Here is a 19790-nt window from a genome sequence, read left to right on the forward strand (position 1 = left end):
TGTTACTCATTTTTTTTTTAAAAATTAAAGCAATATGAAATCTTTAAACATTATACTCGTAATCCTCATATCTATTAACGTTAAAGCTCAAGATGTTAAAGAGAAAAACTAGGAAATATTTATTCGTGTTTACGATATTGAAGGCAATAAAATTGCTAAAGGAAAATTGCATCATGTCGATGATTCTTATATCCTAATTTATGAAAAATAATAAACGTAAGGAGATTCCATTAAATAACATAGGAATAATAAAAACAAAGCATATTCCAGGTCATAATGTTTTAATATACGCTGGTTTAGGCGCTAGCGTAGGTACAATTGTAGGAATAGCTACTAGAGTTTGCCGGGATGCAGGAGAATCATCCTTATTTTCTGGAGCAATTACTGGAGTAAATAAACAAATAAAATCTTTTGAGATTAATGAAGATACAAAAAATACAATGAGTTCAAAACTGCTATGGGTTTCTAATTACAAATAATAATTAGCTCTATTAAACCTTAAAAAAATACATTAAATTTTGACGTCTCAATTTTACTATAAAAAAACCTTTCAGGTTTTGAAAACCTGAAAGGTCTAAATTCAATTAACTACTTATACTAATCCATATCAAATCTTATCCCTAAAGATATATTGTTTTGGTCTATGGCTTGATCTTTAAAAATAGTCGACAAATCGTATTTAGCATATATTCCAACGTGTCCCCAAGAGATATAAGAACTTAGACCATATACAAAATTATTAGTGTTGTAATCTTTAATTTTATCTTTTTGAAAATCGCCATTGGCATCATCATACTTTAATTTCTGCATGGATTGTAACACAAATCCACCATATCCACCAACTCCTATTTTAAATTTTTTGTAAGTTGAATATCTAAAGTAATTTTCCTTTTCTATTTTCTTAGATGGTCCAAATTCAAAATGTACAGGAATAACTAAATTAGTAGATCTAAACTTAGATTTGTCAAGATTTAAAGGAAACTCTTCTAAAGCAACAACATCATCTACTTCCTGAAAATACTTGTTATCTTTTATATCTAATTTATTCCACTGAAAAGAAATTCCATACTTTAAACGAATAGCATTAGAGTTATTTAGTAATCTGGTTTTCCAAGCCCAACCTAACTCTACAAATCCAGATCCACCTATTTTGTATGGAGAATCGTTTAAAGATTGACCTTCAATTATGGCATTATTAAACCCTATAGCAAATACTAAATCGCTTGTAGTACGTCTATCATATTTTTTTGGTTCTTTTCTTTTTTGTGGACCAATATAAAGGCTTCCAGTATCAAACTCATCAGAGTCTTTATCTTTTCCTAGAATTATTGTAAAACCTTCTAAATTTGCTCCTGTATCATATGGCACATGTTCATTTCGTTCTAATAACGAAATTCTATTATCTATAATTGCCAATCTGTTTTCAATATTTAAAGCATGCTTGGTTGCTAATTCTTCTTTTAGAATATTTGCTTGTTCTTGTGAAATTTCGTCATTAAATAATTGCTCGTCTATGGCTTCAACCTCTGTTCTAAGCCATTCTTTTTCTTGATTTACAACTTGTTCTTTCTGAGCTTGTAAAGCTTCTATCTTTTCTTCGTTTGTGTTTTCCTGTGCAGTGATTAATTGCACAGCCAATGTTAGCACTATAAGTGCTAAGTACTTAGTAATTGTTTGCATAACTGTTTGTTTTTTAATGGATGAATTGTTAATCGTTACGTTCGGCAACTGCAGTTTTTACCCTTTTGTAATTTGTTTTAATAGTTTCAAATACCTTTGCTCTAAAAGATTCGTCTAGATCTTGTTCAACGTCTTGAAGCAATGCATCTGGATCTATAGAGTACGATTTAATATGGTTCTTGTTAGTTAAATTTTGCTGTGCTTTACTTAATAAAGCATCGATATTTGTTTTCGTTTTTTTAATACTCTCTTGATTTTCATTTTGAGCTAATTCAACTTCTGATGTAGATAATACTAAAATTGGTTTGTCAATTACAATTTCTGATTCAACATTCGGTTCAACCTCAGTAATGCTCCCTTTATTTATTTGATTCTTTTTATTAACAACTACATTATTTGTAAGGCTTTTAGAAGTTGTATTCATTTCTACTAGATGTTCTATTTCAGTTTTTGAATCTTCAATTACAACTTTAGTTAGATTAGACTCTTTGATACTTTTATCTTGAAAATTCTCACCCTTTTGGTCTTCTGTATTTACTATAATAGACTCACTATTGTTGATATCAGATGTGCTATTAAAAATGTTAACCATAAATAGAATACCTACCAAACTTGCAGCAATTCCAAGCCACCAAACAATTTTCTTAGAAGACTTTTTAGCATCAGCATCTAATTTATTTGAAAGGGTATTCCAAGCTTGACTTGTAGGCTGTAGAGTTCTGTTCTCCAGCTTATCTTTTATGTTTTCTTCAAATTTAATTGGAGCCATAACCTGCGTTGTTTCGTTTAATAATTTGCTCTTGAAGCAGCTTTCTTGCTTTAAATAACTGTGATTTTGAAGTGCCTTCTGATATTTGTAAAAGTTTAGCAATTTCGGCATGTTTATAGCCTTCTATTGCATACATTACAAAAACCATTTTATATCCTTCTGGTAAAGAATCTATTATTTTTTGGATTTCGGCAACCTCTATTTCAGTAGTGATTTGATTAAAATCATCTTTAGTTTCTTCAATCTGCTCTACTGGAAATTCAATATGTTTTTGTTGTCGTAAAAACGAAATAGATTCTCTAACCATGATGCGCCTTATCCAACCTTCAAAACTTCCTTCAGCTTTAAAACTTTTAAGATTCTTAAATACTTTAAAAAAACCATTTAACATGGCTTCTTCAGCTTGTTGCACATCTTTAATATAATATCTACAAACACTCAACATTTTAGCTGCATGCAATTCAAACAATACGTGTTGCGCTTCACGATTGTTTTTTATTGCTTTTTTAATAAGCTCAGCCTCATTCTTATAGAGTTGTATAACTTTCACTTAAAAATATTTGTTCTGCTTCTATTTATATAGACGAAGAATATTTGAAAAAGGTTGCCTGATTAATTAGCTTTTTTTTTTAAAAACGCCTCATTAATTATAAATATCTGAAATTAAAATAGTTATAAATTATTTTTTCCTATCAATAACATAATTAACCATTAACTCTAATGAAGTTTTGTAATTAGATTCTGGATACATTTGAAGCATTTGTAATGCCTCTTCCTGAAATGTTTTCATTTTAGAAACGGCATAGTCTAAACCACCTTGCAGCTTAACATAGCTAATAACTTCAGCTACACGTATTTTATCTTTATTATGATTTTTAATTGAATTAATCAACCAGCGTTTATCTTTTTTATTTGCTTTATTCAAAACATAAATTAATGGCAAAGTCATTTTTTGCTCCTTAATATCGATTCCTGTAGGTTTGCCTATCGCTTCTTTACCATAATCGAATAAATCGTCTTTAATTTGAAAAGCCATCCCTATAAGCTCACCAAATTTTCTCATACGTTCCACATGGTCTGAATCTGGTTTTACGGAAGCAGCACCAAGGCTACAGCAAGCAGCAATAAGTGTTGCTGTTTTTTGTCTAATAATATTGTAATATACAGCTTCTGTAATATCTAATTTTCTTGCTTTTTCTATTTGAAGCAATTCACCTTCGCTCATCTCTCTTACAGCTATGGAAATAATTTTCAGTAAATCGAAATCATTATTATCAATAGATAGTAATAAACCTTTAGAAAGTAAATAGTCACCAACCAAGACAGCAATTTTATTTTTCCAAAGGGCATTGATTGAAAAAAAACCTCGACGTCTGTTACTCTCATCTACCACATCGTCATGAACTAAAGTAGCAGTATGAATTAACTCAATAACAGAAGCTCCTCGATAGGTTCGTTCGCTAATTTCTCCATTAGACACCATTTTGGCAACTAGAAACACAAACATAGGTCTCATTTGCTTTCCTTTTCTATTCACAATGTAATGTGTAATTCTATTAAGAAGAGCCACTTTAGAAGACATGGATAGTTGAAACTTTTGTTCAAAAAGCTCCATTTCGTAATCAATGGGTTGTTTTATTTGTTCTACAATTTTCAACAGAAAAGGATGATAAATATTAATAACAAACGTACTAAAAATGTATATGATAATCTATTCTTGCATATATATTTAGAAAATAATCAATTTTAAATTAATAAAAATCATTTATTTTTATTAATTTAAACATCTATTAACCAAATAAATACCCTTATTTATGAAAAATTTTACATTATTAGTTGCATGTGTTTTTTTATGCTTTACAATGAACTCACAAGTTGTTGTTTGGTCAGACGATTTTAATGATGAAGACATTTCAGATTGGTCAGTGACTGATGCTGATGGCGATGGGAATAATTGGGGAGATATTCCTGCTGTAGGTGATGGTATGGGTGGTTATATCACACCAGTGTCTTTAATATCTAGATCATGGCAACAAATTCCATTAAACCCAGACAACTGGGTAGTTTCTCCTGTAATTGATTTATCTACAGCTACAACTCCAATTACTTTAGAATGGATTACTCAAGTTGCTGCAGCTACATGGGATGAAGAAAAATACAGTGTTCATGTTGGCACAACAAATGATATTAGTGTCTTGGTAAATTCGGCAACTTCCATGACTGAAACTCTAGGTGATGCAGGAAACACAGGAACACCAGTTAATCATACATTTGATATTTCTGATCTAGCTGGTGAGGCTCAAGTTTATGTTGCTTTTAGACATTGGGATTGTTCAGATCAAGATTTCTTATCAGTCGATGATGTTACTGTTAGCGCTCAAACTTTAAGTATTGATGAATTTGAAGAGCCAAACAGGTATAAAGTTGCATGTAACAATCATTATATCTCAATTTATAATATTAATAGTGAAGTAAATTATAAGCTTATAAATATAACTGGTCAACTAGTATTAGAGGGTAAAACTAATAACGAAACACATACCATTGATGCTACTAAACTTACTACAGGTATCTACATTATTGAAATTACAAATCCACTAACTAATGCTGTATTTAGAAAGAAAATTGCTTTTTAAATAAAGTGAATAAAAAATAAATATAAAGCTGTCTACAAAGGCAGCTTTTTTTTTAACTCTTATTTGCTAACTGCCCACAAGCAGCATCTATATCTTTTCCTCTAGACCGTCTTACAGTTACTGTAATATGGTTTGCTTCAAGCATAGAGACATACATATCTATAGCTTGAGAATTTGCTTGTTGAAATTCGCCATCATCAATTGGGTTGTACTCAATTAAATTCACTTTACTTGGGGCAAACTTGCAAAAGGCAATTAAAGCATCTACATCTTTCTTCTTGTCATTTATGTCTTTCCAAACCACATATTCATAGGTAATTCTGTTTTTTGTTTTGGCATACCAATACTCCAAAGCTTCTCGTAAATCTGCTAATGGAAAATTCTCATTAAAAGGCATGATAGATGTTCGAACGGCATCGATGGCTGAGTGAAGTGACACAGCGAGTTTAAATTTCACTTCATCATCTGCCATTTTTTTTATCATTTTTGGCACGCCAGAAGTTGAAACAACAATGCGTTTTGGCGACATACCTAAACCTTCGTCTGAAGTAATCTTATCTATGGCTTTTAATACATTGTTATAATTCATGAGAGGCTCTCCCATACCCATAAAAACAATATTGCTTAAGGGTCTGTCGTGATATAATCTACTTTCTCTATCTATGGCGACAACTTGGTCGAAAATCTCGTCCGGATTTAAATTTCGCATACGCTTTAATCTAGAAGTTGCGCAAAACCTACAATCTAAACTACAACCAACCTGACTGGAAACACAAGCTGTTGTTCTAGATTTGGTAGGAATTAAAACAGATTCTACAATTAATCCATCATGTAAACGAACAGCATTTTTAATAGTGCCATCGTTACTTTTTTGCATAGTATCTACATGAATATGGTTTATAACAAAATGGTCTTCAAGCATGTATCTGGTTTCTTTCGAGATATTTGTCATATCCTCAAAGGTATGAGCGCCTTTGCTCCATAACCATTCATACACTTGATTGCCACGAAAAGCTTGATCTCCTTCTTTTATAAAGAAGTCTCTTAATTGCTCTTTTGTTAAAGCTCGTATGTCTTTCTTTTTTGTTTCCATGTGTTTGCAAAAGTAATAGTTATTTAGGAATTTGTTGCTAGTAATCAGGGAATAGTATTTAGATTTAGCTTGAGTGATTGAGCTATTGTTGGAGCTCTTTTTGTTTACAATAAAGCGACTAGCGAAAGCACGACTTACCGAAGTATTACGACGGTAAGGCATGCACAGAAATAAAAAAAGCCTCTAAATTAGAGGCTTATTATTTTTAATTATAACACTAGATGATTAACATAGCATCACCATAGCTATAGAATTTATACTTTTCTTTAATTGCCTCATCATACGCTTTTTTAATAAAATCATGTCCAGCAAATGCCGAAGCCATCATTAATAAAGTTGATTTTGGTGTATGGAAATTAGTAATCATACAGTTAGCAATACTAAAATCGTAAGGAGGAAAAATAAATTTATTAGACCAGCCATCAAACTCGTTTAATGTGCCACTTGATGACACCGAACTCTCTATAGAACGCATAGCAGTTGTACCAACAGCACATACTCGTTTTCTATTTTTTATTGCAGTATTAATAATATCTACAGCGTCTTTTTTAATAATAATTTCTTCGCTGTCCATTTTGTGCTTAGATAAATCTTCAACCTCAACTGGATTAAATGTGCCTAAACCAACATGTAATGTAACTTCTGCCAGATTAACACCTTTAATTTCTAAACGTTTTAAAAGATGCTTAGAAAAATGAAGTCCTGCAGTTGGTGCTGCAACAGCTCCTTCGTTTTTAGCAAAAATGGTTTGGTAACGCTCTTCATCTTCTGGCTCTACCTCTCTTTTAATGTATTTAGGAAGTGGTGTTTCTCCTAATTCTCTTAGTTTTAAACGAAAATCTCTATAAGAACCATCATATAAAAAACGTAAGGTTCTTCCTCTAGAGGTTGTATTATCAATAACTTCTGCAACTAAAGATTCGCCTTCTCCAAAGTATAATTTGTTTCCTATTCTAATTTTTCTAGCTGGATCTACAAGCACATCCCATAGACGTTGTTCTTCGTTTAATTCTCTTAATAAAAACACTTCAATTCTTGCTCCAGTTTTTTCTTTATTACCGAAAAGTCTAGCAGGAAATACTTTGGTGTTATTAAGAATCATGACATCATCCTTATCAAAATAATCTATAAGGTCTTTAAACATTTTATGCTCGATGGTTTGTTTCTCACGATTTAAAACCATTAAACGAGATTCATCTCTGTTTTCTGATGGATATTCTGCTAATAATTCTTCTGGAAGGTTAAAATTAAAATGAGATAATTTCATGTGTTTCTATCAATTTTTAAATTAAAATGAAAGTGTTTTGTTTTTTACAAAGGTTGCAAATATACAATCTGAAAGTAGGGGTTGTCAAGTATTTAAGCAATTATTATTCAGATATCTGAAATCCGATGTTTTTTAAATCTGTCCAAAAACCTGGATACGATTTTGATACTACTTCGGCAGCGTTGATTATAAGTGAGGTTCTAAGTGCTAATGGTGCAAATGCCATAGCCATTCTATGGTCGTTATAGGTGTCTATGGCCACTTGACTTTTTATTACTTTTGAGGCTTTTAAAGACAAACTGTCTTCTGTAATAGAAACTTCACCTCCTAATTTTTCAATTTCAATTTTAAGCGCTAAAAGTCTATTGGTCTCTTTAATTTTTAATGTATGAAGTCCTTTTAAATAACATTCTAATCCTAATGCAAAACAGGTTACTGCTATAGTTTGGGCAATGTCTGGAGCATTTGACAAGTCTATTTCTATGAAAGTCTTTTGATTGATATTTGCCCTTTTCTGAATTTTAATACGATTGTTAAAAAACGTTGTTGTTACGCCAAACTGCTGATAAATTTTAGCTAATACAGAATCTCCTTGTAAGGAATGTTCTTTGTATGATGACAAAGTGATTTTTGTCCCAACCTCACTTAAAGCCAAAATACTATAAAAATAAGAGGAAGATGACCAATCTGATTCGATGATTAATTTTTGATTGCTAATGGATGATTTAGGAGACACTTTAATAATATTTTCTATAAAAGAAGTTTCAATACCTACCTCTTTAAGTAAACTTAGAGTCATATGAATATAAGGAACTGATGTTATTTTTCCTTCTAAAGTAAGTTCAAGTCCGTTTTCTAATTTAGGAGCAATTAGTAATAAAGCTGAAATATACTGACTGCTAACATTCGCTTTTAAAGTGACCTTATTTTGAGTCAAGCTTTTTCCGTTTATTTTTAAAGGTGGAAAACCCTCAGATTCCATATAGCGTATATCTGCTCCAAGAGTTCTAAGCGCATCGACCAAGATTTTTATAGGACGCTCTTTCATTCTATCTGAACCAGTTAAAACAACCTCTCTTCCATTTTGAATAGAAAAATACGCTGTTAAAAAGCGCATAGCTGTTCCAGCATGATGCACATCGATAATATGTGATGAAGTTGTTAATGCTTCAGACATCACTTGCGAATCATCAGAATTTGACAAATTCTCTATCTCAATCTTTGGATAAAAAGCCTGTAACAATAAAATCCTATTAGATTCGCTTTTAGAACCTGATATCTGGATTTTAGATTGTTGATTGTTGATTGTTGATTGTTCAAGTTTTAAATTCATGAACCTATTTTAGCTTTTCGTTGTTGTGATGCCTATCGTGATCGCGTTTGGTTTTTTTGTCCATTTTCTTGTCGAAGGATGCTTGCAAATCAATTCCTGTTTGGTTGGCAAGACATAAAACCACAAAAACCACATCGGCTAATTCTTCGCCTAAATCTTTGTCTTTATCGCTTTCCTTTTCGCTTTGTTCGCCATAACGTCTGGCAATAATTCTGGCAACTTCTCCTACTTCTTCAGTTAATTGAGCCATGTTTGTCAATTCGTTAAAATAACGAACGCCATGCTCTTTAATCCAAGTATCAACTATTAATTGTGAGTTTTTTATATCCATTCTTACACTTTTTTAAGAACAATTTTTTCAGCTTGTTTGTTTACTAATAATTCAAAAAACTGTTTAAACTGCTCATAATTTGCTGGTAAAATTAAGGTATTATTTAAATCTAACGTAATTACCAATTGCAACATCGAGCCATTCTCTCTTATTAAATATGTAAACTCTCCTTCAGTATTATTAAACTGTAATTTTTCGTTTTCTGGCAAAGATTCAACTTGAAACCCTTCAGGCAACATAATATTTACCATATACTTTCTTGAAGTAGGAAAATCTAAATCTATAGGGTATTTTCTTGATTGCAGTTTAAAAGGTGACTCTTTAATTTTTAAAAATAGCAATGGCGAAAAATAATAAGAATCTCCAATTTTTTCTAAAGCTTCTTCTAAGTCATATTCATAAGATAAAAGTACAGGTTTTATAGGAACATTCATATCTTCTACTTCAATATTTGATACTTGTAACAAACCATTTTCAGATTCTATTTCTTTAACCAGATCGTCTTTAGAATAACTTTCAAAGGTATTTCTGTAGTTTAATGCACTATAGTCTGTGTATTGATTTCTAACTTTTCCTGTTGCTGATAAATCTGCATTAAGTTTAATATTTAAAGAAACTATTTCCTTAGAAGGCTCTTGAACAGATAAATTAATCCAGTCTGAACTACCATCTCTTCGTATTAAACGTCCTTGCCAATTCAATACTTTAACTGGTAAAACATTTAAACTTGTATAACTTTTAGAAGCATCTAAAAGTATCATGCCTTGAGCTGTGTTAACTGCACAAATAACGTAGTTAAAACCACTTCTGGTAGGAAATAATGGCACACCATTATCTTTAGTACTAATTAACACTGGGTTTGCATCTAGTCCAGCTTCACGTAACATGGCAGTTAAAATTAAATTAATGTCTGCTATGTTGCCAGCGCCTTGCTTATACGCTTGTCTAGCACCTAAATCTGTATAATAACCATGAAGTCCATTCCACTCTACTTTGGTTTTAACAAAGTTAAAAATATTATAAGTTTGCTCTATTGGGTCTGTAGCACCAGAAATGGCTATATTTAAATCGTCTCCATAATAGCCTGATTTTTTTAACTGTTCTCCAAAATCGTTACTATCGTAAATGGTTTTGGTTACTTCTTCCCAATTGGTTGCGTAATTTTTAGGCATTTGGTCAGGGTACTTGATAAAGCTTAAATCCATTTTCATAACTGCTCTATAGTTATCTATATTTGACACATGTGTTTCACTTTTCAATGCTGGGACATTATCTAAATTAGACGTAATAATGTTTTCTCTATAGTTCCATTCATTTCTACTGAAGTCTGAACGAGCTTCTCTTCTACCACTAAAATGTTCAATTGAAGTTTGCTTTTCCCCTGATAAAGAAACTGTTTTCTGATTATATGTTTCTTTGAGAGAAGGGTAATATAACGCTCTAACATTTGGATATTTTTTATAGTTATAAAACTCTGGAGTTACCATTTTAAAGTCCAATTTTCTAATAGGTATTTCTTGTTGAAACTCAATATCATCTATTCTAATTAGTTCTGATTCAATTGTATATTTATATTCAATAACACAACCTTCTTTAATATTTGGCATGGTGAATTTAGTATACAACCAATATCTATTAGTTTCTTCTTCAAAAATACCATCGCTTTTTAATTTATCATCTATTATTTTATTCCCTTCTAAATTATATGTATATGCTTTAAATCCTGTTAAACTTTCTTCTAATTCATTAGATTCATTATAAAGTTTTATTACTTTGGTTGCTTGATCAAAGCCGTCTTTATTATATATTTTTATGCGTTCATGAATATCATTTTTCTGTACAAATCCTTTACTTTCAATATATTCAAATTTAATTTCTTGGCTTCTGTATAATACAGTTGCATTTGCTTCTGGATCTGTAGGGTCTGATGTTTCCTGAAGTTCTTCCTTACTTATTTTTCCAAATTTATAATCTTGGGCAATGGATACTTGCATTGTAAACACACATGCTAAAAAAAGGGCAGTTTTCATAGGTTAGTTAGGTTTTAGAATTAAATACTATTTTGGAGTTGTCGTGCTTTTTAATACTTAAACAAAAATCTCTAAATTCTTGATAGTCTTCTTTTGTGTAAGAACCTTTGTTTAATATTAATTCACGTTTATATGTAATTATATTGTTCACTTCAGTTATACTTAAAGTATATGAACCAAATTTGTTTTGTATTGATACAGGCTCCATAATTGCTTCTACTTTTAATATGTTGGAAATATTAATTTGATAAGTGTCAATATCTGTAAATCCACGTTCAATAACAAAAGGTAATTTTCTATGGGTATACCTAGTAGGAGTCATTGTTAATTTATTAAACACGTTGGGTTGAAACAACAACCTATCTCCTGCTTTAGAGCTGTATTTAGGTATTTTAACTTTGACATCTTCAGTAAAAACAATACTATCTTTATTGTTATTGAAACTCATATTAAGAATTTCCAAATTGTTTAAATCATCCCAGAAATCATCTTTATAGTATAATTCCTGTTCTTTTAAAGTCGTGTTTTGTATGCCTTCATGGTCTCCATACTGAGATCCTTTAGATTGTATTTTAATATCTGCTAAAATATTTCCTGTTTCATCTAAAAAAATATTGGCATCTATTTCTTGTAAATTTTCTTCGGCAGAATAAATTTTAGTACGAACTATTTTTCCACCTTCTGGTGTTATAATTAAAGCATCTCTATCGTCAGTAAAATTAGCCGTATAACCAAATGGACTAGTTTTACTTGTGCATTCTAACCAGACATAATCTTCATTATTTGGCAAACATAAAATGGCATGATTGCCTTGTGTAGCTGAAAAATCTTTATCTATATCTAATAATTTATTATCCCCGTAAATTATGGTATAATATGAAGCTACTCCTACCTCTTTTAATAAGGCTTGTGTATAATTTGTTAAGGCTTTACAATCGCCATAAGCAAGCCTGTCTACATCTTGTGCATCCATAGGCTTCCAGCCTCCAATGCCAACTTGCACACTTATATAACGTGTTTTATTCTGCATATACTCATAAACAATCTTAGCTTTTTCCATATCAGTATTGGCAGTTGCAGTAAGTTGTTTAATGGTGTTTTTTACATGTTGAGGTAGTTCTTGTGTTCCGTTTATCAAGCTGTTGTTCATCCATAATCCAAAATCCACCCAATCGTTATTAACGCCTTTAACGCCTTCCATATCAAATTCTGTTAATGCTGCTTTTAAATAAGGAGCAAATGTTTTGAAATCAGGACTGAATGCTTCTGGTTCTATAGATTTTAAATGATTGGCTTTAAAATGAAAATCACTAAGTTTTTCAATATTGAAATCTTCAAAATTTGAAGTCTTTATTTTAATAGGAATTCCAGACGAATTAGAAATTTTATATTCCGCATTTTCAGTACTAATATAGAACCCTTCAATGGGCCTCCAGCTAGGTATAAAGGCTGTGGAATGATAAACAACTTTAGTTTCAAATAAAATGGTGTAAGGATAATTAATAGGTGTGTAATCTAAATACTTTACGCGACTATCTGAATACAGAGTACCACCAGGAACAGCGCTTACATCTTTAAAATCGTTCTTTTTAATCTTCTTAATTTCTTTTCCATGCGAATTGTAAACTCGTACTTCAAGATCTAGAATGTTAATATTTTCGTCGTAATGCTGATAAGCGCCAATTTTATAATCCCCTTCTTTGTTAAAAACTGTGATGATTCTTTTATTGGTAAATACAAATTTGTTGTAGGCTAGAACTTCAATATGAACATTGTTAAACCTAACAACGGCATTTGATTTTATTCTAAGTTCTAAAGGGATGGAATTTACTTGAAATAAATGTTCATCCTGTGCTGCTATTTGTGTATAAATTAGTGAGGAGAGTACTAAAAGTATTATTTTATTCATGTAGGTACTTCTTTTCTCTATCTCAAAAATAGACTTAATTCTGAAAAAACAAAGCTCTAATTAAATTTAATTGACTTATTCTTTATTTTTAGTATCAATAATAATCGTTACAGGTCCATCGTTTATAAGTGCTACTTTCATATCTGCTCCAAATTCTCCTGTTTGAACTGACTTCCCTATATCCAGCTCCAATTGTTTTATAAAAGCTTCATAAAGTGGAATGGCAATTTCTGGTTTGGCAGCTTTTATATAACTTGGTCTGTTCCCTTTTTTGGTATTTGCATGCAGTGTAAATTGACTAACAACAATAGCATCTCCATGAACATCAATTAACGATTGATTCATTACGCCATTGTTATCATTAAAAATTCTGAGATTTGCAATTTTATTGGATAACCATACAATATCTTCAGTAGTGTCTTCATCAATAATACCAAGTAGAACAAGTAAACCATTTGATATGGAAGCAACTTGTTTCCCTTTAATAGTCACACTTGCTTTTATTACTCTTTGAATGACGGCTTTCATAAGTATCTAGATTTCTAAATAGGATTTTATTTTAATTTGTAATCTACCACAATAAATATTATTTAATATTTTCCCCTTTGGGGAAATGTCCGAAGGACAATGGGGCTTATTCCCAATTATCAGTTCTATAATGCTCATCTTCCCCTTCAAGAATTTGAATGTAACTTCTATAGCGCGAAAAAGCAATCTCGTCTTGATCTAAAGCTTCCTTTACAGCACATTTAGGTTCGTCTACATGTATGCAATTGTTAAACTTACAGTCTTGTTTAAGTTTAAAAAATTCAGGAAAGTAATCGCCAACTTCAGCTTTATCCATATCTACAACCCCAAAACCTTTTATTCCAGGTGTATCAATAATTTTGGCACCAAAACTTAAATCGAACATTTCGGCAAAAGTAGTTGTGTGTTGTCCTTGCATGTGCTGACTGGAAATAGCTTTGGTTTTTAAATCTAATTCCGGTTCTATAGCATTTACTAAAGTTGATTTTCCAACACCAGAGTGGCCAGCAAACATGCTTACCTTATCTTGCATCAAAGCTTTTACTTTATCAATATTTTTTCCCGTAGTTGCCGAAATACCTATACATTCATAGCCTATTTTTCTATAAATATGAGCTAGATACTTCACTTCATTAAGGGTCTCTTCGTTATAGGTATCTATTTTATTAAATAGTAAAATGGTTTTAATAGAATAGGCCTCAGCTGTTACTAAAAACCTGTCTATAAAACTTGTAAAAGTTGGTGGGTTATCAATAGTAATCAACAAAAAAACCTGATCGATGTTTGAAGCAATAATGTGAGTTTGCTTTGAAAGATTTACTGACTTTCTAACAATGTAATTTTTCCTATCGTGTATATGTGTTACAATACCTACGGTTTCTTCATTATTGGTTGTATCTAAATCGAAATCTACTCGATCGCCAACAGCAATAGGATTGGTGCTTTTAATACCTTGTATTCGGAACTTTCCTTTGATTCGGCATTGATAAGTAGCACCAAAATCTGTTTTTACAGTGTACCAACTTCCAGTAGATTTATATACGATTCCTGTCATTACTACAAAGATGCCACTATTAATTTATATTTAAAAAGAGATTCGTAAATAATGACCTCATCTATTTACATTTAACTATTAATAATCTTTTCTTGATGATTGATAGATTCTTGATGAATGGCTTTAAAAACTCTTAAAATAAATTCTTCGCTTAGGTTTTTCTCTTCCCCTTGAAGAATCATTTTTCCTAATATTTCATTCCATCTTTTAGTCTGTAAAACGGCCACATTATGAGATTTTTTAAGCGATCCAATATCATCTGCAACTTTCATACGTTTCCCCATCATTTCAATTAATTGATGATCAATAACATCTATTTGTGTACGAAACGTGTTTATTTTGTTTTGAAATTCTGCTGCTTCGCCTATTTCTTTTCTAATTCGTAAATCTTTAGTGTATTGAATTAGCGTTTCAGGTGTAATTTGTTGAGACGCATCACTCCAAGCCTTATCTGGATTATGATGGGTTTCCACCATCAACCCATCGTAATTTAAATCAAGAGCTGTTTGGCATAAATCGAAAATAATATCTCTACGTCCAGCTATGTGCGAAGGATCTAAAATAAGTGGTAAATCTGGAAACCTATTTTGCAAATCGATTGGCAATTGCCATTCCGGATTATTTCTATATCTGGTTTTTTCATAGGTTGAAAACCCTCTATGAATAACTCCTAAGTTCTCTATTCCTGATGTATGAAGTCTTTCAACAGCACCTAACCAAAGAGCTAAATCTGGATTCACAGGATTTTTTACCAAAACAATTTTATCAGTTCCTTTTAAGGCTTCAGCAATTTCTTGAACTATAAACGGACTAACAGTTGTTCTGGCTCCAATCCATAAAACATCCACATCGTGTTGCAAGGCTAAATCCACATGGTTGGCATTGGCAACTTCAGTAGAAATTAATAGTCCTGTTTCTTGTTTGGCCTTTTGCAACCATTTTAAACCCAAAGCTCCTACGCCTTCAAAATTTCCTGGTCGTGTTCTTGGTTTCCAAATGCCTGCTCTTAAAACAGTAGCATCACTTTCTTTTAATTGATGTGCAATGGTTAAAACTTGTTCTTCTGTTTCTGCACTACAAGGTCCAGCAATCACTAAAGGATGTTCTAAATTGAATGCATTTAACCAGTTTCTTAATTCTTTTTTATTTTCCATAATCTTTTCTTTATGCTATTCCGTTTAAAATATCTTTAATATGATTTATGTTTTCCATGTCATTAAAAATATCATCAAATTTATCTGCTTCCATATACTCTTTAAATTTAGTTAGATTGCTTATATACTCATCTAAGGTTTCTATGACATTTGTTTTATTCTGCTTAAAAATAGGTGTCCACATATTTGGGGAACTTTTTGCCAATCTAACGGTTGAAGCAAATCCACTTCCAGCCAAATCGAAAATATCACGTTCGTTTTTTTCTTTTTCAATTACAGTTTTTCCAAGCATAAAGGCACTTATATGAGATAAATGCGATACATATGCTATGTGTTTATCGTGTGCTTCCGGATTCATATAGCGTATATTCATACCCATAATTTTGAAAATAGTTAAAGCGCGTTCATGCAATTTAAAAGCTGTTTTTTCTACTTCACAAATGATATTTGTTTTGTTTTCAAACAAGCCTTCTATGGCTGCTTTTGGTCCTGAAAATTCGGTTCCTGCTATGGGATGCGTTGCTAAAAAATTTCGTCTTTTCGGGTGATTTTCAACAGCTTTACAAATACTAGCTTTAGTCGATCCAGAATCAATAACTAACGCATCATCCGATACGTTATCTAAAATGCTTGGCAATAAGATTTCGGTAGCATCCACTGGAATAGAAACGATAACTAAATCGGCTTTATATAAATCTTCAAAAGTTGCTTTTTCATCAATTAAATTTAAAGATATTGCCTCTTCTAAATGTGAGTCATTCTTATCGATTCCATGAATGGTGATTTCAGGATTTAATTTCTTAATATCTTTAGAGATGCTTCCTCCAATTAACCCAACTCCTATAATGTATATATGTTTCATTTTATTAAATTCTTGCGATAGCTTCTTCTATGATATCTGTTGATGCACAAAGTGAAAACCTAACATACCCTTCACCTTGACCTCCAAAAATAGTTCCTGGAGCTATAAAAATTTCATGCTCTTTTAATAATAAATCGATAAATTCTTCCGATTTTAAAAAGGGTGGAATTTTAGCCCAAACAAACAATCCTGAAGCATTTCTATCATACGTACAGTTTAAACTATCTGCTAATTTCCAGATTAATTTTCGTCTTTCTTCATACACATTATTTAAACTTACATACCATAATTTGGAACACTTTAGAGCTTCAATGGCTCCTTTTTGTATACCATAAAACATACCAGAATCCATATTGCTTTTTACCTTTAAAACATGATTTATATAGTCTGATTTTCCTAATACCATGCCTACTCTCCAACCAGACATATTAAATGTTTTACTTAAAGAATTAAGTTCTAAACAAACATCTTTCGCTCCAGGAATACTTAAAATACTTAGAGGAATATCATTCAAAATAAATCCATAAGGATTATCGTTAACAATTAAAATATGATGTCTTTTGGCAAATGCAACCAAACGTGTAAAAAAAGCTTCGGTTGCAACAGCTCCTGTTGGCATGTGTGGATAATTAATCCACATGATTTTCACTTTAGACAAATCTTGTTCTTCCAATTTTTCTATATCTGGTAACCAGCTAATAGCTTCGCTTAAATCATAAAAAACAGGTTCGGCTCCAACCAAATTTGTAACCGATGCATAAGTGGGATATCCTGGATTTGGAATAAGCACCTGATCTCCTGGATTTAAAAAAGCCATAGAAATATGCATAATCCCTTCTTTACTTCCCATAAGTGGTAACACCTCTGTAGTTGGGCTTAAATACACTTGAAACTGGTCTCTATAAAAACTAACAATAGCTTCGCGCAATTCAGGCAAACCTTGATAACTTTGGTATTGGTTAGCCTGAGCATCAGTTAAACTATTATTTAAAGCTGTAATGACACTTTGTGGAGGCTGTAAATCTGGACTACCAATCCCTAAATTTATGATTGGTTTACCATTAGCTTCTAACAATCTAACTTCCCTAAGTTTCCTCGAAAAGTAGTATTCTTCAATGGTTTGCAATCTATTTGCTGCTTCAATCATTATTTTGTGTTTTTATATTCACCTAATATTTTAAATGCTTCTGACATAATTTCTATAATAGATTTAGCCTTTTTATAATCTTCATAATCATTAAAAGTAACATCAACAAAAAAGGCATATTTCCAAGGGGTTTCAATTTTTGGTAAAGATTGTATTTTAGTTAAATTTAATTTACAATCGCTCATAACATTGAGTAAAGTTGCCAAACTGCCTCTTTTATGCTCTAATTCAAATTTTATGGATGCTTTGTTAATTTCTTCTTCTGGGATTTCGTGATTTTCTCTTTTAACAATTACAAATCTTGTTTCGTTATGTTTTATGGTTTGAATGCTTTCAGAAATAATGTTCAATTCAAATATTTCTGAAGCTAATTTACTGGCAATTGCTGCAACTCCTTTTAAACTTTTATTTTGAATACGTTGCGCAACTTCAGCTGTATCTTTATCTTCTATGAGTTTGATACGTGAATGCTTTCTAAAGAATTCTTTGCATTGCAATAAGGCCATTGGATGCGAGTATACCTCAAAAATATCGTCTATAGATTGATTTGGTAAAGCCATTAAATGATGTTGCACATCTAAATAATGCTCTCCAACTATATGCAAATTATGATGATCAATCAATGCATAATTTGGAATGATAGATCCAGCAATTGAGTTCTCTAAAGCCATAACAACTGCATCTGTTTTCCCTGTAATCAGGCTATGTACTGCCTCATCAAAAGTCAAACAATCTTTTACAATTATTTGGTCTCCAAAATATTGCTGAGACACAATATGATGAAACGATCCTTTAACACCTTGTATAGCTACTGTTTTTATCAAAACGTTTATTCTAATTTAAAATTCATTACAAAAAAAAAGTCTCGATATATATCGAGACTTTTTAAACGTGTATTATTAATTAAAAATTACATGTACAGGGTCTCGTTTCTTTTATTAAAAAAGAAATAATGCCAGTTGTAATATGCAAAATTTAATGTTGCTTTCATATTCAGATTGCTAAAGTAGCTAATAAAATGAAAAAACAAAACGTAAAGGCAATTTTTTAATAGAAAACATTTATGAATTAGTTATTTTTACAAAAAAACTAAGCATTTTATGTCTATAGAAGTAGAGAACATCACAAAAATTTACGGGTCACAAAAAGCGTTGAATAATGTATCATTTAAGGTTAACAAACCAGAAATCGTTGGTTTCTTAGGACCAAATGGCGCAGGAAAATCGACCATGATGAAAATTCTAACTACATATATTAATGCTTCAGATGGTCTAGCTAAAGTAAACAACTTTGATGTTATAACTAATAAACAAAAGGTACAACAAAGTGTAGGGTATTTGCCAGAACACAATCCATTGTACTTAGAACAATATGTTAGAGAATATTTAGCTTTTAATGCGCAAGTGTATGCTGTGGATAAAAACCGAATTGAAGAAGTGATTCAACTTACAGGTTTAACTCCAGAAGCTCATAAAAAAATTGGACAGCTATCTAAAGGATATAGACAACGTGTTGGCTTGGCCAATGCCTTATTACACAATCCAGATGTTTTAATTTTAGATGAGCCAACTACAGGTTTAGACCCAAACCAATTGGTAGACATTAGAAATTTGATTAAGAATATTGGGAAAGAAAAAACCGTTTTTCTTTCTACACATATCATGCAAGAAGTTGAAGCTATGTGCGACCGAGTAATTATTATCAATAATGGTGAAATAGTGGCAGACAAAAAACTAAAAGAGCTTCGTGAAGGACAAGAACAAATTGTTATTGTGGAATTTGATTATCGTGTGGAAGATGCATTTTTAATGAAACTTCCTAAAGTAAAACATGTTTTGAACACGCATGATTTTGTTTATGAAATAACCTTTTCTACTGCTGAAGATATGCGTTCTCATGTATTTGATTTTGCGCATGATAATCAATTAAAAATTCTTCAATTAAATCAGAAAAACGCGAGTTTAGAGAGTCTGTTTAGGGATTTGACAAACAATTAA

The 19790-nt window shown here is 31.3% G+C and carries 19 protein-coding genes; 3 read left to right on the forward strand and 16 right to left on the reverse strand.

The window, feature by feature from the left end; genetic code table 11:
- The first annotated feature begins 200 nt into the window (after positions 1 to 200).
- Positions 201 to 479: a hypothetical protein gene (locus FVF61_RS04010; RefSeq protein WP_148453623.1), complete on the forward strand. Its 279-nt coding sequence runs from the start codon at positions 201 to 203 to the stop codon at positions 477 to 479.
- Between the two features lie 118 nt (positions 480 to 597).
- Here FVF61_RS04010 and FVF61_RS04015 read toward each other — a convergent pair whose 3' ends face one another.
- The 4 genes from FVF61_RS04015 to FVF61_RS04030 form a co-directional block, all read right to left on the reverse strand.
- The gene (locus FVF61_RS04015; RefSeq protein ID WP_148453625.1) at positions 598 to 1680 is read right to left on the reverse strand and encodes a porin family protein; all 1083 of its coding nucleotides are present in this window, start codon (positions 1678 to 1680) and stop codon (positions 598 to 600) included.
- Between the two features lie 28 nt (positions 1681 to 1708).
- Positions 1709 to 2449, reverse strand: a complete 741-nt coding sequence (locus FVF61_RS04020) for a hypothetical protein (RefSeq protein WP_148453627.1) — start codon at positions 2447 to 2449, stop codon at positions 1709 to 1711.
- Entirely contained in the window at positions 2436 to 2999 is a 564-nt protein-coding gene (locus tag FVF61_RS04025; RefSeq protein WP_148453629.1) for an RNA polymerase sigma factor, read from the reverse strand. The genes FVF61_RS04020 and FVF61_RS04025 overlap by 14 nt, the downstream gene beginning before the upstream one ends.
- A 129-nt stretch (positions 3000 to 3128) precedes the next feature.
- Positions 3129 to 4106, reverse strand: a complete 978-nt coding sequence (locus tag FVF61_RS04030) for a polyprenyl synthetase family protein (protein ID WP_148453631.1) — start codon at positions 4104 to 4106, stop codon at positions 3129 to 3131.
- Positions 4107 to 4263: 157 nt separating this feature from the next.
- Here FVF61_RS04030 and FVF61_RS04035 point away from each other — a divergent pair, with 157 nt between their 5' ends.
- Positions 4264 to 5085 carry a T9SS-dependent choice-of-anchor J family protein gene (locus FVF61_RS04035; protein WP_148453633.1) on the forward strand — a complete coding sequence of 274 codons (822 nt, stop codon included), beginning with the start codon at positions 4264 to 4266 and terminating at the stop codon, positions 5083 to 5085.
- Positions 5086 to 5137: 52 nt separating this feature from the next.
- Here FVF61_RS04035 and rlmN read toward each other — a convergent pair whose 3' ends face one another.
- From rlmN to FVF61_RS04095, 12 genes are all read right to left on the reverse strand, one after another.
- Positions 5138 to 6178 carry a 23S rRNA (adenine(2503)-C(2))-methyltransferase RlmN gene (rlmN, locus tag FVF61_RS04040; protein WP_148453635.1) on the reverse strand — a complete coding sequence of 347 codons (1041 nt, stop codon included), beginning with the start codon at positions 6176 to 6178 and terminating at the stop codon, positions 5138 to 5140.
- Positions 6179 to 6395: 217 nt separating this feature from the next.
- Positions 6396 to 7445 (reverse strand): tRNA preQ1(34) S-adenosylmethionine ribosyltransferase-isomerase QueA, encoded by a 1050-nt coding sequence (gene queA / locus FVF61_RS04045; RefSeq protein ID WP_148453637.1) that lies wholly within the window; start codon positions 7443 to 7445, stop codon positions 6396 to 6398.
- A gap of 103 nt (positions 7446 to 7548) precedes the next feature.
- Entirely contained in the window at positions 7549 to 8778 is a 1230-nt protein-coding gene (locus tag FVF61_RS04050; protein ID WP_148453639.1) for a 3-phosphoshikimate 1-carboxyvinyltransferase, read from the reverse strand.
- Between the two features lie 4 nt (positions 8779 to 8782).
- Positions 8783 to 9109 carry a nucleotide pyrophosphohydrolase gene (locus FVF61_RS04055; RefSeq protein WP_148453641.1) on the reverse strand — a complete coding sequence of 109 codons (327 nt, stop codon included), beginning with the start codon at positions 9107 to 9109 and terminating at the stop codon, positions 8783 to 8785.
- Between the two features lie 2 nt (positions 9110 to 9111).
- Entirely contained in the window at positions 9112 to 11139 is a 2028-nt protein-coding gene (locus FVF61_RS04060; protein ID WP_148453643.1) for a DUF3858 domain-containing protein, read from the reverse strand.
- A 7-nt stretch (positions 11140 to 11146) separates the two neighbouring features.
- On the reverse strand, positions 11147 to 13048 hold the full coding sequence (locus tag FVF61_RS04065) for a DUF3857 domain-containing protein (protein ID WP_233586686.1): 1902 nt from the start codon (positions 13046 to 13048) through the stop codon (positions 11147 to 11149).
- A gap of 75 nt (positions 13049 to 13123) precedes the next feature.
- Positions 13124 to 13576, reverse strand: coding sequence for a D-aminoacyl-tRNA deacylase (gene dtd / locus FVF61_RS04070; RefSeq protein ID WP_148453645.1), 453 nt, complete (start codon positions 13574 to 13576; stop codon positions 13124 to 13126).
- A 106-nt stretch (positions 13577 to 13682) separates the two neighbouring features.
- Positions 13683 to 14630 carry a ribosome small subunit-dependent GTPase A gene (rsgA, locus tag FVF61_RS04075; protein ID WP_148453647.1) on the reverse strand — a complete coding sequence of 316 codons (948 nt, stop codon included), beginning with the start codon at positions 14628 to 14630 and terminating at the stop codon, positions 13683 to 13685.
- A gap of 71 nt (positions 14631 to 14701) precedes the next feature.
- Positions 14702 to 15784: a bifunctional 3-deoxy-7-phosphoheptulonate synthase/chorismate mutase type II gene (locus FVF61_RS04080; RefSeq protein ID WP_148453649.1), complete on the reverse strand. Its 1083-nt coding sequence runs from the start codon at positions 15782 to 15784 to the stop codon at positions 14702 to 14704.
- Positions 15785 to 15794: 10 nt separating this feature from the next.
- The gene (locus FVF61_RS04085) at positions 15795 to 16646 is read right to left on the reverse strand and encodes a prephenate dehydrogenase (RefSeq protein WP_148453651.1); all 852 of its coding nucleotides are present in this window, start codon (positions 16644 to 16646) and stop codon (positions 15795 to 15797) included.
- A 4-nt stretch (positions 16647 to 16650) separates the two neighbouring features.
- Positions 16651 to 17793, reverse strand: a complete 1143-nt coding sequence (locus tag FVF61_RS04090; RefSeq protein WP_148453652.1) for a pyridoxal phosphate-dependent aminotransferase — start codon at positions 17791 to 17793, stop codon at positions 16651 to 16653.
- Positions 17793 to 18617 (reverse strand): prephenate dehydratase, encoded by an 825-nt coding sequence (locus FVF61_RS04095; protein ID WP_148453654.1) that lies wholly within the window; start codon positions 18615 to 18617, stop codon positions 17793 to 17795. Before FVF61_RS04095 ends, FVF61_RS04090 begins: the two co-directional genes overlap by 1 nt.
- Before the next feature lie 276 nt (positions 18618 to 18893).
- Between FVF61_RS04095 and gldA the strand changes: the two genes are divergently transcribed.
- The gene (gene gldA / locus FVF61_RS04100; RefSeq protein ID WP_148453656.1) at positions 18894 to 19790 is read left to right on the forward strand and encodes a gliding motility-associated ABC transporter ATP-binding subunit GldA; all 897 of its coding nucleotides are present in this window, start codon (positions 18894 to 18896) and stop codon (positions 19788 to 19790) included.

The sequence above is a fragment of the Xanthomarina maritima genome (assembly GCF_008084905.1).
GTDB classification, from domain to species: Bacteria; Bacteroidota; Bacteroidia; order Flavobacteriales; family Flavobacteriaceae; genus Xanthomarina; species Xanthomarina maritima.

Coding starts and splice junctions, on each gene's coding strand:
- FVF61_RS04010 (WP_148453623.1), top strand. CDS start 201: ATGAAAAATAATAAACGTAAGGAGATTCCATTAAATAACATAGGAATA.
- FVF61_RS04015 (WP_148453625.1), bottom strand. CDS start 1,680: ATGCAAACAATTACTAAGTACTTAGCACTTATAGTGCTAACATTGGCT.
- FVF61_RS04020 (WP_148453627.1), bottom strand. CDS start 2,449: ATGGCTCCAATTAAATTTGAAGAAAACATAAAAGATAAGCTGGAGAAC.
- FVF61_RS04035 (WP_148453633.1), top strand. CDS start 4,264: ATGAAAAATTTTACATTATTAGTTGCATGTGTTTTTTTATGCTTTACA.
- rlmN (WP_148453635.1), bottom strand. CDS start 6,178: ATGGAAACAAAAAAGAAAGACATACGAGCTTTAACAAAAGAGCAATTA.
- queA (WP_148453637.1), bottom strand. CDS start 7,445: ATGAAATTATCTCATTTTAATTTTAACCTTCCAGAAGAATTATTAGCA.
- FVF61_RS04050 (WP_148453639.1), bottom strand. CDS start 8,778: ATGAATTTAAAACTTGAACAATCAACAATCAACAATCAACAATCTAAA.
- FVF61_RS04055 (WP_148453641.1), bottom strand. CDS start 9,109: ATGGATATAAAAAACTCACAATTAATAGTTGATACTTGGATTAAAGAG.
- FVF61_RS04060 (WP_148453643.1), bottom strand. CDS start 11,139: ATGAAAACTGCCCTTTTTTTAGCATGTGTGTTTACAATGCAAGTATCC.
- FVF61_RS04065 (WP_233586686.1), bottom strand. CDS start 13,048: ATGAATAAAATAATACTTTTAGTACTCTCCTCACTAATTTATACACAA.
- dtd (WP_148453645.1), bottom strand. CDS start 13,576: ATGAAAGCCGTCATTCAAAGAGTAATAAAAGCAAGTGTGACTATTAAA.
- rsgA (WP_148453647.1), bottom strand. CDS start 14,630: ATGACAGGAATCGTATATAAATCTACTGGAAGTTGGTACACTGTAAAA.
- FVF61_RS04080 (WP_148453649.1), bottom strand. CDS start 15,784: ATGGAAAATAAAAAAGAATTAAGAAACTGGTTAAATGCATTCAATTTA.
- FVF61_RS04085 (WP_148453651.1), bottom strand. CDS start 16,646: ATGAAACATATATACATTATAGGAGTTGGGTTAATTGGAGGAAGCATC.
- FVF61_RS04090 (WP_148453652.1), bottom strand. CDS start 17,793: ATGATTGAAGCAGCAAATAGATTGCAAACCATTGAAGAATACTACTTT.
- gldA (WP_148453656.1), top strand. CDS start 18,894: ATGTCTATAGAAGTAGAGAACATCACAAAAATTTACGGGTCACAAAAA.